The 16,708-nt window shown below is 54.7% G+C and carries 17 protein-coding genes; 10 read left to right on the forward strand and 7 right to left on the reverse strand.

Going from position 1 to position 16,708, the window contains the following annotated elements; genetic code table 11:
* The 3 genes from MLC59_RS18315 to MLC59_RS18325 all read right to left on the reverse strand — a co-directional run.
* A partial coding sequence (locus MLC59_RS18315; RefSeq protein ID WP_248237035.1) for a cation transporter occupies positions 1 to 602 on the reverse strand: 602 nt, incomplete at its 3' end.
* Between the two features lie 40 nt (positions 603 to 642).
* The gene (locus tag MLC59_RS18320; RefSeq protein ID WP_091854502.1) at positions 643 to 915 is read right to left on the reverse strand and encodes a DUF5676 family membrane protein; all 273 of its coding nucleotides are present in this window, start codon (positions 913 to 915) and stop codon (positions 643 to 645) included.
* Positions 916 to 928: 13 nt separating this feature from the next.
* Positions 929 to 1,162 (reverse strand): hypothetical protein, encoded by a 234-nt coding sequence (locus MLC59_RS18325; protein ID WP_227548934.1) that lies wholly within the window; start codon positions 1,160 to 1,162, stop codon positions 929 to 931.
* Between the two features lie 185 nt (positions 1,163 to 1,347).
* Between MLC59_RS18325 and MLC59_RS18330 the strand changes: the two genes are divergently transcribed.
* From MLC59_RS18330 to MLC59_RS18345, 5 genes are all read left to right on the forward strand, one after another.
* Positions 1,348 to 2,586, forward strand: coding sequence for an SAM-dependent methyltransferase (locus MLC59_RS18330; protein WP_248237037.1), 1,239 nt, complete (start codon positions 1,348 to 1,350; stop codon positions 2,584 to 2,586).
* A 75-nt stretch (positions 2,587 to 2,661) separates the two neighbouring features.
* On the forward strand, positions 2,662 to 3,243 hold the full coding sequence (gene petA / locus MLC59_RS18335) for a ubiquinol-cytochrome c reductase iron-sulfur subunit (RefSeq protein ID WP_213477909.1): 582 nt from the start codon (positions 2,662 to 2,664) through the stop codon (positions 3,241 to 3,243).
* A gap of 128 nt (positions 3,244 to 3,371) precedes the next feature.
* Positions 3,372 to 3,734 (forward strand): SPFH domain-containing protein, encoded by a 363-nt coding sequence (locus MLC59_RS20200; RefSeq protein ID WP_091855219.1) that lies wholly within the window; start codon positions 3,372 to 3,374, stop codon positions 3,732 to 3,734.
* 23 nt (positions 3,735 to 3,757) lie between these two features.
* Positions 3,758 to 3,997 (forward strand): SPFH domain-containing protein, encoded by a 240-nt coding sequence (locus MLC59_RS18340; protein WP_091855218.1) that lies wholly within the window; start codon positions 3,758 to 3,760, stop codon positions 3,995 to 3,997.
* A 10-nt stretch (positions 3,998 to 4,007) separates the two neighbouring features.
* Complete coding sequence (locus MLC59_RS18345; RefSeq protein ID WP_248237039.1) at positions 4,008 to 4,505, forward strand: hypothetical protein; 498 nt, start codon at positions 4,008 to 4,010, stop codon at positions 4,503 to 4,505.
* Positions 4,506 to 4,926: 421 nt separating this feature from the next.
* Here the strand turns inward: MLC59_RS18345 and MLC59_RS18350 are convergent, their stop codons facing one another.
* Together MLC59_RS18350 and MLC59_RS18355 are read right to left on the reverse strand one after the other, a co-directional pair.
* A complete protein-coding gene (locus MLC59_RS18350) occupies positions 4,927 to 5,124 on the reverse strand; it encodes a hypothetical protein (RefSeq protein WP_091855216.1) in 198 nt (65 codons plus the stop codon).
* 327 nt (positions 5,125 to 5,451) lie between these two features.
* Complete coding sequence (locus MLC59_RS18355) at positions 5,452 to 6,753, reverse strand: alginate export family protein (RefSeq protein WP_248237042.1); 1,302 nt, start codon at positions 6,751 to 6,753, stop codon at positions 5,452 to 5,454.
* Positions 6,754 to 7,648: 895 nt separating this feature from the next.
* Here MLC59_RS18355 and MLC59_RS18360 point away from each other — a divergent pair.
* Positions 7,649 to 9,790, forward strand: a complete 2,142-nt coding sequence (locus MLC59_RS18360; protein ID WP_248185832.1) for a TonB-dependent receptor family protein — start codon at positions 7,649 to 7,651, stop codon at positions 9,788 to 9,790.
* Positions 9,791 to 10,201: 411 nt separating this feature from the next.
* Here the strand turns inward: MLC59_RS18360 and MLC59_RS18365 are convergent, their stop codons facing one another.
* The gene (locus MLC59_RS18365; protein ID WP_282451096.1) at positions 10,202 to 10,954 is read right to left on the reverse strand and encodes an OprO/OprP family phosphate-selective porin; all 753 of its coding nucleotides are present in this window, start codon (positions 10,952 to 10,954) and stop codon (positions 10,202 to 10,204) included.
* A 53-nt stretch (positions 10,955 to 11,007) separates the two neighbouring features.
* Here MLC59_RS18365 and MLC59_RS18370 point away from each other — a divergent pair, with 53 nt between their 5' ends.
* Positions 11,008 to 12,027, forward strand: coding sequence for an IS30 family transposase (locus MLC59_RS18370; protein ID WP_091855222.1), 1,020 nt, complete (start codon positions 11,008 to 11,010; stop codon positions 12,025 to 12,027).
* Here the strand turns inward: MLC59_RS18370 and MLC59_RS18375 are convergent.
* Positions 12,013 to 12,393, reverse strand: a complete 381-nt coding sequence (locus MLC59_RS18375; RefSeq protein ID WP_245742747.1) for a porin — start codon at positions 12,391 to 12,393, stop codon at positions 12,013 to 12,015. The genes MLC59_RS18370 and MLC59_RS18375 overlap by 15 nt on opposite strands.
* A 280-nt stretch (positions 12,394 to 12,673) precedes the next feature.
* Between MLC59_RS18375 and MLC59_RS18380 the strand changes: the two genes are divergently transcribed.
* The 3 genes from MLC59_RS18380 to MLC59_RS18390 all read left to right on the forward strand — a co-directional run bounded on the left by MLC59_RS18380 (position 12,674) and on the right by MLC59_RS18390 (position 16,438).
* Entirely contained in the window at positions 12,674 to 13,402 is a 729-nt protein-coding gene (locus MLC59_RS18380) for a TorF family putative porin (protein WP_062363658.1), read from the forward strand.
* Positions 13,403 to 13,814: 412 nt separating this feature from the next.
* Complete coding sequence (locus MLC59_RS18385) at positions 13,815 to 15,653, forward strand: copper resistance system multicopper oxidase (protein ID WP_091855245.1); 1,839 nt, start codon at positions 13,815 to 13,817, stop codon at positions 15,651 to 15,653.
* 20 nt (positions 15,654 to 15,673) lie between these two features.
* Entirely contained in the window at positions 15,674 to 16,438 is a 765-nt protein-coding gene (locus MLC59_RS18390) for a copper resistance protein B (protein WP_199451743.1), read from the forward strand.
* Positions 16,439 to 16,708 lie beyond the last annotated feature (270 nt).

Raw genomic sequence — 16,708 nt, forward strand, 5'->3', positions numbered from 1 at the left:
GGAGCCGTATGCGGTAATACCGCACGTACGGATCTGTGCGGGGGGTGCCTCGTGAGAGGCATTCCTACCGCAACTAGCCGCAGCCCGAAGGGTGGCACCGGTGGTTCGAACATCCCACCCATGGGCGAATAAATGAAAATCGGGAGGCTGAAGATCAGGCAGACCCAGAAACGGTTGCGCATGTCGCGCACCATTGCCTGCATGTCCATGCTGCCGCCGTGGCCCATCTCGTGAGCCATCTCGTCCTTTGCGCCAGTATGTTCGCCGTGTTCAGCAGGATGCGCCGTATCGTCGTGGCCGGTGTGGGAGGCATGGCCATCGTGGACGGGCGTGGACACAGCCCCGGCTTCGGTCGGCGGGTCCCCCGGGTCGCAAACGTGCCTGGGCAACTGTTCTCCGGAACAGTGATAGCCGCACTCGTGTATCCGGGCCTTGATAGCCTCAAGGTCCACCGTCGCCTCATCATAGGTGACGGTCGCGCTGCCGGCCACATAGTTGACCTCGGCCTTCTTGACGCCGGGCAATCTCAATAGCTGTTTCTCCACGCCCCGGGCACTCAGTGCCGATAGCAAGCCGCGGATCTCCACGACGGTATTTTTCATTCCTTGTTTCCCTTTCCTTATTTGCAGACCGGAGCTTTCGTCAGCCCGACGCGCGCCCGACACCGAGATGGCGATGAAGCCAATTGAAGATCGGGCAGAACACCAGCCCGACATAAGCGCCATATAGAAAACTCTCAATCAATCCGAGCAGAAATCCCCACCAGGTCAGCCACTTGAACGCCGGCAGCACCTGCTCGAGAAACGTGTGCATGTGCAGGCTTTGCGGCGTCACCAGTCCATAGATCACGCAAACGATGAAGGTGACCGCCGCAAAGAGGCCCAACGCCCAGGTAACCAGTCTTGTGTCAAGCATGTTCCGTCCTCCGTTAATGCCGATGGCCAGAACGTCTGTCCGGGTCGTTTTCCGACTTGTCCGGCGCACTATGTCCACCATGCCCGCCCCCGCCGTGACCACCATGTCCTCCGTGACCGAACATATGCATGCCCACGAAAACGATGCCAATAAGCACCGAGAACCAGTTTTCCGCCAACCATTCCATAAAGACCTCTCCAGTCTGCTGCTGTACCAGCTGCCTTTGCATTGCTTCAGGCCCGGGCATGGCATTTCCTGACGCAAGTCAACCACATCTGCCTGAATTCAAACTGAATTACCGGACCGAAACAGAGCACACCTTGATCTCGATCAAATTAGAAACAATGTCCTAAAATTGATGACGCATGCACTTGCCGGTTACTGAATTTACTGGAAACATGTTTTCTAGGAACACTCTGAGGAGAGAAAGGCATGAGCAACGAATCTTTCTCGGCAAGCATGCACCTTGAGCCTCAAAAAAGGCCTGCGGGGAAAAGCAGCATCATTCAGCTCAATCTTTTTCGAAAGGCGCTGAGATCTCTTCAGTTCGGCTCGTTATCACTTACATGGCCAGATGGAGAAAAGACGTGCCATGAAGGGAAGCAAGACGGTGTACATGCAGAAATGACAATCCTGCAGTGGCATGTCATTGATCGTCTGATCACCCACGGTGATGTGGGACTGGGAGAAGACTACATGGCAGGCAAATGGTCCACGCCCAATTTGCTTGCCCTAATGCGCCTTGTCACGGTGAACATAGTCGTTTTTGACCGCGCTTTACGCTCTAGCGTGGGGCTCAGGTTATGGCATTGGTTCAAGCATCGGTTGTTTTCCAATACGGTTAAGCGCAGCCGTGAAAACGTCCATGAGCACTACGACTTAGGCAACGATTTTTATCAGCTCTGGCTGGATAAGAGCATGACCTACTCCTGCGCCCTGTTTGGTGGCAACGAGTCCCTCTCGCTTTACGAGGCACAGCAAGCGAAATATGAGCGGATCCTTCAGCGACTGGCACCGGAACGGGGAAGCCGCATCCTGGAAATAGGCTGTGGCTGGGGCGGTTTTATGGAAGTGGCAACTGCACACGGGTGCCATGTAACCGGGGCAACCTTGTCCAGCGAACAGGCGGATTGTGCCCGCCAACGACTCCGGTCCGCCGGACTGGAGGGAAATACCGAGGTGCGTTTACAGGACTATCGGGAACTGTCGGGGCCGTTTGATTACGTGGTATCAATCGGGATGTTTGAACACGTGGGCGAGTCCTATTGGCCCACTTACATGAAGGATGTACACGATTATCTGAGACCCGGCGGCAAGGCACTGATACAAACCATTACCATTGCCGAGGAGCGATTTGAGCGGTATCGCTCCGGCAACGACTTTTTGCGGAAGCATATTTTCCCCGGTGGCATGCTGCCTTCCAGAGAGCGTTTTGAAGCCGTTGCCACTGATAACGGCCTGGTGGTGAACGATGTGTTTCAGTTCGGACAGGATTATGCCATTACGCTGGAAAAATGGCTGGCGAACGTGGACGAACAGCTATCGGCGATAGGGGCGTTGGGGTACAGCGAAATGTTCATGCGCAAGTGGCGGTTTTACCTGGCCAGTTGCGCCGGCATGTTTCGGGCCGGGGGTATTAATGTCATGCAAGTGGAGTTAAGTCGAAAGTAGTCGCCCCGTTAGACCCGGGGCGTTGGCGACAGCGACTGATGATTATGCGACCGCTGAATCAGGGAGAAACTTAAGATGAATGAAGCCAATGTACCCCGGCGCCGCTTTCTGATTGCGGCCACCTCTTTTGCCGCGGGGGCGGGCGTGGTGGGTGCTGCCATCCCGTTTATTAACTCGTGGAACCCAAGCGCCAAGGCGCGAGCTGTCGGTGCTCCGGTAAAGGTAGATACCAGCAAAATTGAACCCGGCGCCATGATCACGGTGGCGTGGCAGGGTAAGCCGGTCTGGGTGCTGAGACGCACCAGCGAAAATTTGGACAATTTACGAGAGGCAACGCATCGCCAGGAATTGCGCGATCCGGACTCTGAGATCAACCAACAAGCAGATTATGCCAGGAATGAATACCGCAGTATCCGGGAGGACATCTTGGTGGCAGTGGGTATTTGTACGCATCTGGGTTGCATTCCGAACTACGAGCCGGAGGGCACGGAGGAGGTCAAGCATGCATTGTTTTTCTGCCCTTGCCACGGATCGAAGTTCGACCTCGCCGGTCGGGTCTTTAAAAACGTACCGGCACCCACCAACCTGATTATTCCACCACATCAATATCTTGATAACAATGTGTTGGAGATAGGCACCGATGCCACAACCGGTTAACGCGTGTCCGTCGATTGCAGGAATCATTAATCGATAAAAGGAAACAACCATGAACGATCGATTCCGCCCCTCCTTGTCGGATATACCGGTTTCACCACGTCAGATCACTCTGTATATAGGCATTGCGGTTGCGGGACGATTACAGTGTTCGGTCGCGACTGGAAGATATTCTCGGTAGTGAAACCCGCAAAGCTGTTGCCAAACACGAATTGATAGAACTTGCACACACCAAGAAAGGCAGGGAGCCCGCCTTCGACCAGCCGCTCACAAAAGCGGTGATTGGCCAACCGCGGTCCGTCCGACGGGGGCGGCAGCTAATAGAAGCGGACATCTCTGCCGCGGCTTCGGCAAAGATGGCTAAATTTGGCATTGAATTGCCCGACATTCGTTTTAAGCGGATCAACTACAATGAAAGCGTTCGCCAGAATGATCAGCAAACGCCAGCAGATTGCCGAGCGATTCCGTTCCGAGGGTGCCGGCGAAGCCGCTAATTATCGGCGACAAGGAAAAGGATTTGCAGCGCATTGAGTCTGAAGCCTATCGGGAAGCTCAAACCATTCAGGGGGTGGCGGACGCGAAAGCCACGGAAATTTACGCAGCGGCGTATAACCAGTCGGAAATATCCCGTGATCTGTATGACTTTGTCAAAACCCTGGAGACCTATAACCGGGTGATCGACTCTTCCACCACGCTGGCATTAACCACTGAAAGCGAGCTACACCAACTGTTGAATGGTATAGGCCAAAACCCCTGAGGAGGGCTTGATGAACAAGCTGGCGTCCACGATTCGTTGCCCCGTGTGTGATATGAAAAAAATCAATCGCTCGCTACTATGGAATTACCAGGGTATCAACCACTATTTCTGTTCGCGTCAGTGCCTGGAGCGATTTAAATCCCGCCCGCATCTGTTTGTGGGCGATCCTCAACACGGATTGTCGCCCAAGCAGAAAAATCAAGTGATTCTAAAAAAACGCCGCATGCGACTCCGCGAAATAATCAGCGATGACCTCAAGGCTGATTTGAAAACATCACTGCAGTCGCTGATGGGTATTGATGCAGTGGACTTCACGGATCAGGAGCTGTATGTGACTTACGATCTGCTGCAGGCTTCCCTGGAAGATATCGAAAAAACCATCGAACAGGCGGCAACCCGGCTGTCAAAAGGTATGGCGGAACAGGTAAAACGCGGGCTGATTCATTACAGCGAGGAGTGTGAGCTCGACAATCTCGCACACCTGACCAAAAACAGTGACTGTCATTGAGCAAGAAAGCATGGGAAAAGGCATCAACTACACTTAGTCTACCTTTTTGCGGCGCGGTGTGGGGGGGCGTTGCTGTTTCAGAGCTTCTGGGCATAACCGTCATCTACAGGGAACTGAGCCACAGCGAGTTCAAACGCTGCCTGAAGCAGGGTTGGTTAAAAGATCTGATGGTTGGTGGGTAAACCACTCGCGACAGCTTAAAGGAACCTTTTGAAAGCAAAAACAATTTTGTCACCCCGAGGGTCTATATCGATCTGGCGGAAGAGCTTGCTCCCTATGACGTGGATTATAAAGGCGTCATCTCCTATGGGCCTCTCGCCACGTTGATCGGCTGGGTCGCACAGGCGGTATTAACGTCATGCGAGTGGAGCTAAGGCGAAAGAAGGCGGCTTGAAGATCAGGGATCTATGTTAACGAGCGTTCACTTATAAGTGACACCGTGTCGGTCAAATATTTCATAGACTTCTCTTGCTTCCTCCGCCGGCAACATCACCCGGATCGTCTGCTCATCCTTATCAATATAGATCAGATCCTGTGGAATTTCGCTGCCAATAAGGTCGTCTCGCGTATTGTGTGCCTGATCCATGTTCTCGAACTTACCATTAATAGCTTTACCCATCTTGTTTCTCCTTGTTGTTTAGCTTCTGCATAAAGCATAGATAACACATCAATTTCTGTAAATTTATGACATTGCCACGGACCGAGCGCCGTCCTTGAAACCATTCGCGGAGGGCTTAAAGACCCGTAAGTCGCGGATGATCGCCGGCCAGCCACACGCCTGCGTAACAGAGCTGACCGCGATTCGTGTTGTGTGCGGAAAACTTCCTGAGGCCTCCTCGACCGCACCGTTAGCCAGTGGCCCTTGCCATTCGGATTATCTTCCCCTCGGTCGGGGTGACTCCGCTTTCTTTCAGGCGGATGTCTGATTAACGCAACAGTGAGAAAGTCAGAACTTGACCTGTCCCCACAACCAGGCCTTGTCCGTATCCACACCGCGACCATCCTCGGCATAGCTGGCGAACTTGGCACCCACCGTGTAATGTTTGTTGACTGGGTAGGCAGCCAGCAGCCCCAGCTCAGAGCCATAGCTCAAGCTATTGATGTCACTGCTGTAGTCATGAAATATGGCCAGCAACTTGACTCCCTTTACTGCGGCACCCGCCGATACGTAAAGATCCTGCAGGCCATCGTCCGGGGTGACCAAGAACTGGTCGGCCCAACCGTTCATTGCGTGAAGCGTAGCCAGAGGAGTCTGAAATGATCGGCCGTCGTCCGACTCCAGGGTTTCCATGCCCACCTTGACCGTAACGCCATACGCGGCGAGGCCCGCTTCCGCCAGCCAATAGGCGGCCTCAAAGCTTTGCGGGTTGTCTGCATAGTCCTTCTGGATTGCGTACTCCAGAGTGTACAGGACTTTGGCGTCTTCCGTTACATCGGTGCCACCAGTGAATCGCAAGCCAAAATTCTGGGTTGAGTTGACGTCTGCGGTGGTAAAGTCGAACAGATATCCGTAGGCGGTAAGGGTTCCGGCGGCCAACCCCTGATACTGAACATTAAGAATCGGCGACTGCATGGGGAAATTGCCATTCGGGCTGGCGTCCGAGAATATCCGGTTAGCATTGTAAAGATAGCCCGCTGTAATCGTCGTGTCTGGAAGCGACTCGTTGGCGCCGATAAAGGCATCGAAGGTCTGCTCATTCTGGCGCCAGCCAACTGTGCCTATAAACCGGTGATTGTCCAGAGCAAAGCGCTGACGACCATAGGTCAGTGTGGTATCCGGAAGGCCTTTGTAACGTACGTAAATTTGGTTGACTTCGGTTTCCGTCGGATCAGCGACCACTGAGTGATCGGTTGTATCATTAATGGTGCTATTGTAGTTCTCATTCCCCACAGCGGTCACATCTTCCGCCTCGGCAAACACCTCAAACCCCTGGAAATCACCAGTCCGGTACCCCAGTCGGGTTCGAACGGTGGAAGCATGGGCTTGATCGAGAGGGTTGTCCTGATCCACAAATTCGTAACGGTAGCGAACTTCAAGCGAAACCGCTCCCCCGGTCAAGGCGTCGGTAAGGGTCTGGGACAGGACAGGCGTCGCGGAAGAGGCCAGAAGTGAACCAATGGCCAAGGCCAGCAACGACTTCTGGTTTCTTTGGCCTTTCCTGGCAGGGAGCGGCGTTAGCATCGTTTTCATCCTAGTGGTACCTTCTGTGGCCGTATAAGGGGTGAGTGGAGTCAATGTTTCATTCATGAGTCGATAATTCAGTTTAGGGCGCCTATGTCCGCGGCAACCTTGATATCGGTCAGATTGAGCCTGACTCGCAAGGGGTACCTCCAAAAGCTCACAGACAAAACGAGCAGGACAAGGTGCCATCACCTCATCCGTCTCACAGAGCCGTCCCTACGGGCCTCGTTTGCGGCTCATTCCATTGAGATACCTCTGGGCTTGAAGGACTGTGCGGCGCTTATTTCCTCAAATCCTAGAAAAAGCCACCAATGATCATTTGCAGATTTAACAGCTGCCCCATAGTCAGCCTGCCAAAGGCAATGAACCCCAAATGCGGATCGGAGAGGCGGAAAACTCGACAGAAAAACGAGAACTCCAGTAGACCAGCAGGAACAACCCAGACTCGGCTCCAGTTCGGCGAGGCTGCTTAGTAAACCAGCATAATGCGACAAACAATTTGACGCCTCTCAGAATCAACTTGATTTGACGCTGAAGGATGCCGTAGCTCTGACCCTATACACAGCCTAGAGTAAATCTCGTGACCCTCCCCGGCAGCCTCTAGTTTATAGAATTACCCGCACACCCTAGGCACTCACAGCATTCTCCAGGGCTGAGAAGGCCGGCGCGCTGGCCAGACCCTACTCTGCCTCAAGCGGTTTCACTCGGCGTCCGGCTTGAACACCGGGCCATGGCGCAGGGTGTTGACGTCATTAGCATCGGCATACCCGCAAGCTATCTGAACAATCCTCTCGGTCGATAAAGGAAAAGCGGGAGTTGACGGTTTTCAGCCTGTTGACACGTTTCGACCCATAAGAATTGGCTATTGACTTAATAGTTACAAAACCATAAAGTTTCGAAATGTAATGCTAATCATTATCACTTGCATCCGGAAAATTCAATGATAACGGAGAACAACCGTATGTTTAGACCTTCCCAACTATCACTGGCTGTGGCGATCAGCCTGGCCCCAGCCATGGGCTCTGCCGCTGGCGATGACCAGCCCCAGACCCTTGAAGCCCTGGAAATCATTGGCGATGCGTCTGCAGCCCAAACTCTGCCGGGGTCAGGCTATGTAGTTGGCGATCAGCAGTTGAAAACCGAGGTTGAGGCCGACATCAACCAGGTATTGAAAACCGTCCCGGGCGTGTATGTACGGGAAGAGGAAGGTCAGGGCCTGCGCCCTAACATTGGCATTCGCGGTGCCACGGCCGAGCGAAGCAGCAATGTTACCCTGATGGAAGATGGCATTCTGATCGCGCCGGCCCCCTATTCTAACCCGGCCGCCTATTATTTCCCGACGCTGAAGCGCATGTCCTCGCTGGAAGTGCTCAAGGGTGCCCCGCTGCTGCGCTATGGCCCGCAAACCACCGGTGGTGTCGTCAACCTGATTTCCACACCCATTCCCGATCAGCGGCAGGGGTATATTGAGACCGTCACCAACGACCGCGGCTCCACCGACGTTCATGTAACCTACGGTGACACGGCCGGCGACTGGGGCTACCTGCTTGAGACCATCCAGCGCTCCGCGAAAGGCTTCAAGGAGATTGACCGCAGTAACCGCGATACCGGCTTTGATATCGAAGACTATGTCGGCAAACTGCGCTGGCAGGGAGAGCGCCAGAGCGTAACCGCCAAGCTGCAGTATTCCGAGGAAACCTCCAACTCGACCTATGTCGGACTGACGGATGCGGACTTCAACCAGGACCCCAACCGGCGCTACGGGCTTTCCAGTCCCGACCAGATGGATAATACTCACTCCGGTGTCAGCCTGACTCATCAGTTCGAGTGGAGCGACAATGTAAGCAGCACCACAACCCTCTATCGCAACGACTTCAAACGCAATTGGTACAAGCTCAGTGGCGCCGGAAACATCATCGACCAGGCAAACGCCGGTGACGCCAATGCCCAGGGTATTCTCGACGGTACCGTTGACACCAGCGGCCTGAATTACAAGAACAACGCCAGGGAGTACGTCTCCCAGGGCGTTCAGACAAACTTTGATGTAAACATTGGCAACCATGAGTTCGATTTCGGTGCCCGCACCCACGAAGATGAAATGGATCGCTTCCAGCCAGTAGATGTTTACGACCAGATCAATGGCTCCCTCGTGTTCCAGAACAGCGTGGCCCCAACGGGCAGCAATAATCGCTTCGAGACCGGCGAAGCCCTGAGCTTCTGGGCACTCGACATGTGGCAGGCGACGGACAAACTCAGCATCAACCTTGCGCTACGCTACGAGGATGTGAAAACCAGCCGCACCCAGTACGCTGATCCCGGCCGCACAACGGTCGACAGCACCCGCACCAATGACAGCGCTGAACTCCTGCCCGGCGCTTCCTTTACCTACGACCTGTCCCAAAGCTGGCAGGTTCTGGGCGGTGTGCACCGGGGTTTCTCCCCTCTCGGAGGTGGTGCCAGGGCAAACGAAGAACCGGAAACCAGCAAGAACTGGGAAGCCGGCGTCCGCTACTTTGGCAATGCGTTCTTCGCGGAAATGATCGGCTTCTACAGCGATTTCTCCAACAAGGCTGAAAACTGTTCAGTGGGCTCGCCGTGCAGCAATGACGCCACTTCTGGCAGTTTCGTAACCGGCGAGGCTGAAATTGCCGGTGCGGAATTCCAGCTCCAGACCGGCACCGAGGCGGGCGACTTCTACCTTCCGGTCAGCCTTACCTACACCTTTACCCAGGCGGAAATCAGCAAGGACAATGCTGCCTCTGGCCTGAAAAAAGGCGAGCAGCTCAAAGACGTTCCGGAAAACCAGATGAGCCTGCGGGTCGGCATGGAGCACCAGAGCGGCTGGGACAACTATCTGGTGACTACCTACGTCGATGAGATGTGTGTGAGCGCGGGATGCAACAACACGGCCACCGAACTGGACGAGACCGAATCCCTGTTCCTGGTCGACTTCATCAGCCGTTACGCGCTGACCGCCAGTGCCGATGTCTTCCTGAAAGTGGACAACCTGTTCGATGAACAGCAAATTGTTTCACGTTTGCCCGATGGCGCCAGGCCAAACATGCCACGTACCGCTTCGCTGGGGATCAGCGTTAATTTCTGATCAACAACCCAAGGCCAACTGATCGGCGGCGAGTTCGCCTTTGCATTCCCTCTCTGTCATAGCCCTGGTTTCCAGCCGGGGTTTTCTGGCTATGAGAGACCTAACAACCTAATCCCGACAGACTGCCAGACGACTCCACGTGCGCGTCGGTGCGCCCCTTTTTCAGGAATTGATTATTGCCAGATAGCTATGTACCCAGAAACTTCAGATGAGCTCTATTCAGAGCGGGGCAGACAAAAAAATGGGCAGATGAATATCTGCCCTAAAAACCTGAGTACTTCATTAACTCGCAAGAACTATATCAAGCTAAACTGAACTCTAACTGAATTTTCCGATTGTTTTTTGATCGCAATGTTTCCCGTACCAGTGCCCTAATCAAGTGGTAAGCTTATTCAAGAACCCGCCATGCGGTCAAAACGCATATTGTAACCTCGCACGCACTTCATCTCCGCTAGCGCCATTGGCTTCTTCGCCATCCATGTAGCTCATTCCAAGTCGAACATTCTTGTTGGCGTAATAGTTAACGCCCAGTGTTGTTTGCTCACCGTCGGTCGTGGCCAGCCCCACATCACTGTATTTTCCGTCACCATCCTCAAAGCGGGCAACAACTTCCCAGGCCCCTTTGGGTGATGCCGGTTTTACCCGCTTGAATGCTCCGGCTTTGTAAGGACGGCTTTCGCCGGTGATGATCCAGCCAAGCTGTACGTAATAACCATCAACATCCACCTGGCCTTCCTCGGAATCGAAATATTCGGCCTGGGCATGGAAGGGCCCGGAAGCGCCGGCGAGCTCCAGATTAAACGTATCGACCTCATCGGCCTGAGTGTCGGCATCACGCGTGGTATAACCCGCACCAAGATGAACAACCATATTGTTCGTTTGAATCGGTGCAACCGTGCCCCGTGCGGTTACTGCCGTGTTATTGAAATCGTCGCTGCCATTGCCGCCTGCCTCGAAGTAGCCGATACCGTAGGTCCAGTTGCTGCCTTTGCCGCTGAGCTGGATGCCGCCGCTGCGACCGGGGGCATAACGCTCGGTCATGGCAGATCGCTCAAGCGCTGAGATGTCTTTTGAGCTCGTTAATTCTTCCAGGCCGAATGGCTCTTTCTGTTTACCGATAGTCACGGTTGCAGCTGAGCCAAATCCCATGTAACGAATGTACAGGTCGCGCGCTCAATAACTAAGTGCAACACTCCCTGATCGAGTATCGTGTTGCCATGAAAAATCACTATCACCACCTCAGCACCACAGACCGCGTCACACTCATGTTGATGATGCGCCAGGGAGCCAGCCTCCGTGCCGTCGCCCGTGAGTTGAAGCGCTCTCCCAGTACTTTGAGCCGGGAGTTACGACGACACGCGGTTAACGACCAGCCCTATGATGCCGAGGCAGCAAGGGTAACAGCATGTTCAGCGCGTGTTCGTTGTCGGCCCAAGTGCAAGTTAGTCGAAGGAACGAATCTCTATGCGATCGTCCTCGACATGCTACGAAACTGGTGGTCTCCCCAACAAATCAGCGGCACACTGAAGGCCATGTTTCCAAACCAGCCCGACTATCAGGTCTCTCATGAGACGGTGTACAAAGCCATCTACGCCCAGCCTCACGGTGAGCTGCGCAAGGAGCTGATTGCATGCCTGCGCCAGGGCAAGACCAAGCGCCGGCCCCGCGCGGGCGGTGTGGACCGCCGTCAGCAGATCCCGGATCTGGTCAGCATTCACCTTCGCCCGCCGGAAGTCGATGAACGGCTCTTGCCGGGGCACTGGGAAGGCGACCTGATCAAAGGTGCGTTCAACCGCTCCGCTGTAGGCACTCTGGTTGAGCGAGTGAGTGGCCTGGTATTCCTGGCCAAGATGGACGGCGCTACCGCAACCGCCGCCGTTCAGGGCTTCAGCGCGGCCCTCAACCGGGTGCCATTGGAAATGCGCCAGACGTTCACCTACGACCAGGGCCGCGAGCTGGTGCGCCACGCCGAGATCACCCAGAAGACCGGGACGGCGATCTACTTCGCCGATCCACACAGTCCCTGGCAGCGGGCCATCAATGAGAACACCAATGGCCTCTTGCGGCAGTACATGCCCAAGGGCACGGACCTGTCGGTGTTCAGTCAGGACGAGCTGGATGCCATCGCCTTCCAGCTCAATACCCGGCCTCGAAAGCGACTGGGCTTCAAGCCGCCGCTGGAGGTCTTTATGGATCTGATCAAGCAAACCCAGGATGCGCCGTCAGGCGTTCATTAACCCGGGTGTTGCACTTGGAGTTGGAGACCGCCGGTCTTCAGCAGTACCGCCGTCGGCGCCATCACTTTCAGCGACGTTGAACTGGGTCTTGTACGCCCAGTCGCCAAAGTGGCCCTTGGCGTAGAGGCGTGCCCGGCGCACATCGAAATCGGTAGTGTCAACACCGTTGTCGTCAGACTGCGTGGCGTCGTAATCCCACTGAATGCGCCCGCCGAGCTGAAAAGACGCAGAGTTATCCGACACTTTCACTTTGATACCGCTGTCGGTATCGATCACAAGGTCTTCGCCGCTGGTCGTAACGTTTCCGGCCTGTGCAGCAGAAGCGGCAGAAATCGCCAAAGCCAAGCCCAAATATTTCTTGCTCATGATCTGTCTCACCTTTTTCGGTTTGCTTGTGTGTGTTGAAGCGCTATTAAAGTCTATTTGGCAAAGATTACAGAATGGTTACAGAGAATGCATCAAAACAGGGCGCTGGTCCGGGCCGGTGACAGGTTCTGGGGCGCTAGGTGTTGGGTCGTTTTTCGGGGGCAAGCTCAGAATGTGCCGATTTGTCTCTATAATAATGATAAACAAGAATAAATAAGATGTGGCAAGACTTTTGCTAAATCATATTTGGAGCAATGAAATCCAACCGAAGGTATCCATTATGAAGAAGCAGTTTTTCACCAAATCCGGATTTATCAGTATCACTTTGCTTGCAGCACTTCAGGCTGCGCCCGCCATTGTTAGCGCTGACGTCAGCTCAAATGTGAGCGCCAGCAGCAACTATCTGTTCCGGGGCGTCACCCAGACAGACGGGGCTGCGGCTGTCCAGGGAGGGTTGGATTATGAGCATGCGTCGGGCTTCTACGCCGGTGGTTGGGGTTCCAATGTCGATTTTGGTGACGGCACCAGCTATGAGCTTGATCTTTATGCCGGATTCTCCGGCTCTGTGGAAGAACTGGGTTATGACGTTGGGTACATTTATTATGCGTATCCTGACGCGCCGGACTCCATCGACTTCGGCGAACTGTACGGCGAGATCAGTTATGGCATTGCGGCCATCGGCCTGGCCTACACGATCAACAGCGACACCAGTGGTGATGGGGTGTTCGTGCAGGGGGATGCCTATTACTACGCCTCTGTTGGGGTGCCTCTGGAGGACAGCTACAGTGCCGGTGTGACGCTTGGCTATTACGACTTCGCTGATGACGGCAAGGCTTCTGTCGGCGAGGCAAGTTATTCACACGTCGCCGCCAACGTTACAAAGGATGCGGGAAACTTCGGTTCTTTCAGTGTTAACGTGGAGTACGCGGACATTGAGTCAACCGACGCGCTTGGCTCTGTCAACTCGGATGATCCGAAGTTCTGGCTGGGTTGGAGCAGGAGTTTCTGATTCGGCCAGCGATGGTTAGCTGCTCAATTTGAGTATTGTAAAGCTGGTTCCGTGACGGGCCAGCTTTTTTTTTATCTGTGATTGTCTCGTCAAAATCCACAATTGCACGCCCGTAGATAAAGCGGATGAATCGCCATCTTCGTTCTCGCCATCGTCCTTCCCTTCTTTATCGCAGGACTTGCAACCGTTCTTGCTAATCCGCACTCACTCGCCCAAAAGGGAGGCTGGCGTAGGGCCATTGCGCCTCTCCCCCCCTGCCCGCCAAACAAATGGTGATAGAAAGGCGGATACAGACTTTTCAGTTTGATTTCAGTTACACTGGGTAGCATCAATAATCGAGTCACGAACGCAAGAAGCTGTATATACATGGTTTTAGGAGCAACCTATGAGCGATAGACATTTCTATGCAGGTATGTCCAGGCGGCGCCTTATCCAAGGAGCTGCCACGATGGGACTTCTTGCCGGTTTCGACAGCTTGTTGCCGGCCTATGCTAGAGGACAACTGGACAACACGAACGCATTTCACACCGTGCGTAATGGCGCTGACATCTACGACCTGACCGTCGCGAGAACACCTCTCAAGATAGGGGGCACAGTCTCGGAACAGCCCATCACCATCAACGGCACTCTGCCAGCGCCTCTGGTGCGCCTCAAACAGGGGCGCGAGGCAATCTTGCGTGTCACCAATACGCTACCGGAGGCAACATCCATTCACTGGCATGGTCTGATTCTGCCGTACCAGATGGATGGCGTTCCTGGCGTCAGCTTTCCCGGCATCATGCCCGGCGAAACGTTTGAGTACCGTTTTCCGGTCGAACAGCACGGCACCTACTGGTACCACAGCCACTCTGGCCTTCAGGAACAGCTGGGCCATTATGGGCCGATTATCATTGATCCTGCCGAGCCGGAATCGGTGGCCTACGATCGCGAATACGTTGTGGTCCTCTCCGACTGGACCTTTGATTCTCCCGACGACGTATTCCGGAATCTGAAAGTGGCGGAGGGCTACTACAACTACAACCAGCGCACCGTTGGCGACTTCTTCAAGGACGTCGAAACCATGGGCTGGGATGCCGCGTGGAGCAAAGCCGGCATGTGGGGCAGAATGCGAATGAGTCCCCGGGATATCCTGGATGTAACCGGTTCTGAATATACCTACCTGATGAACGGGTCGCCTTCCGCCAGCAACTGGACCGGGCTGTTCCGTCCCGGCGAGAAAATTCGCCTGAGATTCATCAATGCCTCGGCGATGACCTTCTTTGATGTCCGTGTCCCGGGCCTCCCGATGACGGTTATTTCCGCTGACGGCCAACCAGTGCAACCCGTTGAAACGGATGAATTCCGCATTGGCGTGGCGGAAACCTACGACGTGATTGTACAGCCAACCGACACGGCTCACACCGTGTTTGCCCAGTCACAGGATCGGTCGGGGTATGTGCGCGGAACGTTAGCCACCCGCAAGGGAATGGAGGCGCCAGTACCGCCCATGTATCCGCGAACCGAGCGCGGTATGGCCGCCATGGGCATGGGCGCGATGAGCATGGGCGCCATGGGCAAGGACGGCGATATGAACATGGACAGCGGCATGGACATGGGTGGCAAGATGGAAATGATGTCAGGCAGCAACGACAAAGCCCATGGCCAAATGATGATGAATGGCGCCGACTCGGGAATGAACAAGATGAGCTCGGACAAAGCAACGATGAATGAGGTCCCGACGGCGGGTCGGCCGATATCCCATGGCCCTGATAATCACGGTCCCGGGGCGGCCATGGTGGCTTCCAGCCCGCAATCGCGTCTGGATGACCCTGGTGTAGGCTTTGAAACAGCCAACCATCGGGTGCTGACTTATTCCCAGTTGCAGAGCATTGAGGGCTGGCCCGACAAGCGCCCGGCCGAACGCGAGGTGGAACTGCACCTTACCGGCAATATGGAACGTTACATGTGGTCGTTCGACGGCAAAAAGTTCTCTGAAGTCGATGGCCCGGTCAAGTTCTACCATGGCGAGCGCCTGCGATTGATCCTCGTCAACGACTCGATGATGGATCACCCCATTCACCTGCATGGCATGTGGATGGAACTGGAAACCGGTGCAGGTGAATATCGTCCACGCAAACACACGATTTCCGTCAAACCCGGCGAGCGTGTATCCGCGCTGATCACAGCGGATGCACCGGGTGACTGGGCTTTCCATTGCCACCTTCTGTACCACATGGACGCAGGCATGTTTCGTGTCGTGTCGGTCGTTTAACGGGATAGGGGATGAACATTATGATGAATCGCATCAAGTGGGTTGTGGGTGCCTCAGCCTTAACGCTTGCCTCGGGAGCCGGCGCCGCCGGTACTGGCGTTCAGGCCGAACCGGACTGGACGCTGCCGATACACGACAACCAGGTGTTTGGCCAGGTTCTGTTTGACCGGATGGAATACCAGCGTGACGGCGACAACGAATTGGCCCTGTGGGACGCCCAGGCCTGGATTGGTAAAGATCGCAATCGGCTCTGGGTCGAAACGGAAGGTGAGACTGATCTATCCAGCGACAGCGGCGACATCGAAAATTTTGATGTGCAGTACAGCTATCGCTTCGATCGCTTCTGGGATATACAGACAGGATTGGGTGCCCAGACAACGTTTGGCCCCAGCCCTAATAAGGAGCGCTATTCGGCCATTGTTGGATTGCAGGGACTTGCCCCCTACTGGTTTGAGGTAGACACAAATCTCCGAGTCACCGACGACGGTGACGTGTCATACGATCTTGAAGCCGAGTACGACTGGCTGCTGACCCAAAGGCTCATTTTGCAGGGCCGCGGCGAAACGCTCGTTGCCTTCAGCGATGTTGAGGAGTGGGGCGTCGGTAGTGGCATCAATAATGTGGGCCTGGGGCTCCGTCTGAGATACCACTTTTCGAGGGAGTTTGCGCCCTACGTGGGTGTTTCTTACACCCGCTTTCTGGGCAACACAGAGGACCTTCGTGAGCGCGAGGGGGAAGACGTCGAGTCCTCCAGCTTCGTGGCGGGCGTCCGGTGGTGGTTTTAGTACGATAATGCCCAGTAGAAAAGGCTGGCCTCTTTGCGTGGGTCAGCTAGTGTCCTCATTTGGAGGATTTCGTCAAAATCATTGCCGACCTTCCGCATGTTCGGCTCAATGACAAACGGCCGGACTAAGGCCCGGCCGTTGTATCAGATCATGAAATTACACGTTGATCAGTAACTGATATTGACCATAGCTATGGCAAGCCCCCGATATCCTAGACGCCTGACAGCTGCTTAAAATACTGCTTTTCGAAGTCCACGGGAGACAGTCCTC

This window comes from Marinobacter bryozoorum (assembly GCF_023156245.1).
Classification (GTDB): Bacteria; Pseudomonadota; Gammaproteobacteria; order Pseudomonadales; family Oleiphilaceae; genus Marinobacter; species Marinobacter bryozoorum.

What these genes read in the sequence shown, in the direction of transcription:
- MLC59_RS18380 (WP_062363658.1), top strand. Translation starts at nt 12,674, where the DNA reads ATGAAGAAGCAGTTTTTCACCAAATCCGGATTTATCAGTATCACTTTG.
- MLC59_RS18325 (WP_227548934.1), bottom strand. Translation starts at nt 1,162, where the DNA reads ATGCCCGGGCCTGAAGCAATGCAAAGGCAGCTGGTACAGCAGCAGACT.
- MLC59_RS18330 (WP_248237037.1), top strand. Translation starts at nt 1,348, where the DNA reads ATGAGCAACGAATCTTTCTCGGCAAGCATGCACCTTGAGCCTCAAAAA.
- MLC59_RS18320 (WP_091854502.1), bottom strand. Translation starts at nt 915, where the DNA reads ATGCTTGACACAAGACTGGTTACCTGGGCGTTGGGCCTCTTTGCGGCG.
- MLC59_RS18360 (WP_248185832.1), top strand. Translation starts at nt 7,649, where the DNA reads ATGTTTAGACCTTCCCAACTATCACTGGCTGTGGCGATCAGCCTGGCC.
- MLC59_RS18350 (WP_091855216.1), bottom strand. Translation starts at nt 5,124, where the DNA reads ATGGGTAAAGCTATTAATGGTAAGTTCGAGAACATGGATCAGGCACAC.
- MLC59_RS18345 (WP_248237039.1), top strand. Translation starts at nt 4,008, where the DNA reads ATGAACAAGCTGGCGTCCACGATTCGTTGCCCCGTGTGTGATATGAAA.
- MLC59_RS18390 (WP_199451743.1), top strand. Translation starts at nt 15,674, where the DNA reads ATGATGAATCGCATCAAGTGGGTTGTGGGTGCCTCAGCCTTAACGCTT.
- MLC59_RS18355 (WP_248237042.1), bottom strand. Translation starts at nt 6,753, where the DNA reads ATGAATGAAACATTGACTCCACTCACCCCTTATACGGCCACAGAAGGT.
- petA (WP_213477909.1), top strand. Translation starts at nt 2,662, where the DNA reads ATGAATGAAGCCAATGTACCCCGGCGCCGCTTTCTGATTGCGGCCACC.
- MLC59_RS18370 (WP_091855222.1), top strand. Translation starts at nt 11,008, where the DNA reads ATGAAAAATCACTATCACCACCTCAGCACCACAGACCGCGTCACACTC.
- MLC59_RS18385 (WP_091855245.1), top strand. Translation starts at nt 13,815, where the DNA reads ATGTCCAGGCGGCGCCTTATCCAAGGAGCTGCCACGATGGGACTTCTT.
- MLC59_RS18375 (WP_245742747.1), bottom strand. Translation starts at nt 12,393, where the DNA reads ATGAGCAAGAAATATTTGGGCTTGGCTTTGGCGATTTCTGCCGCTTCT.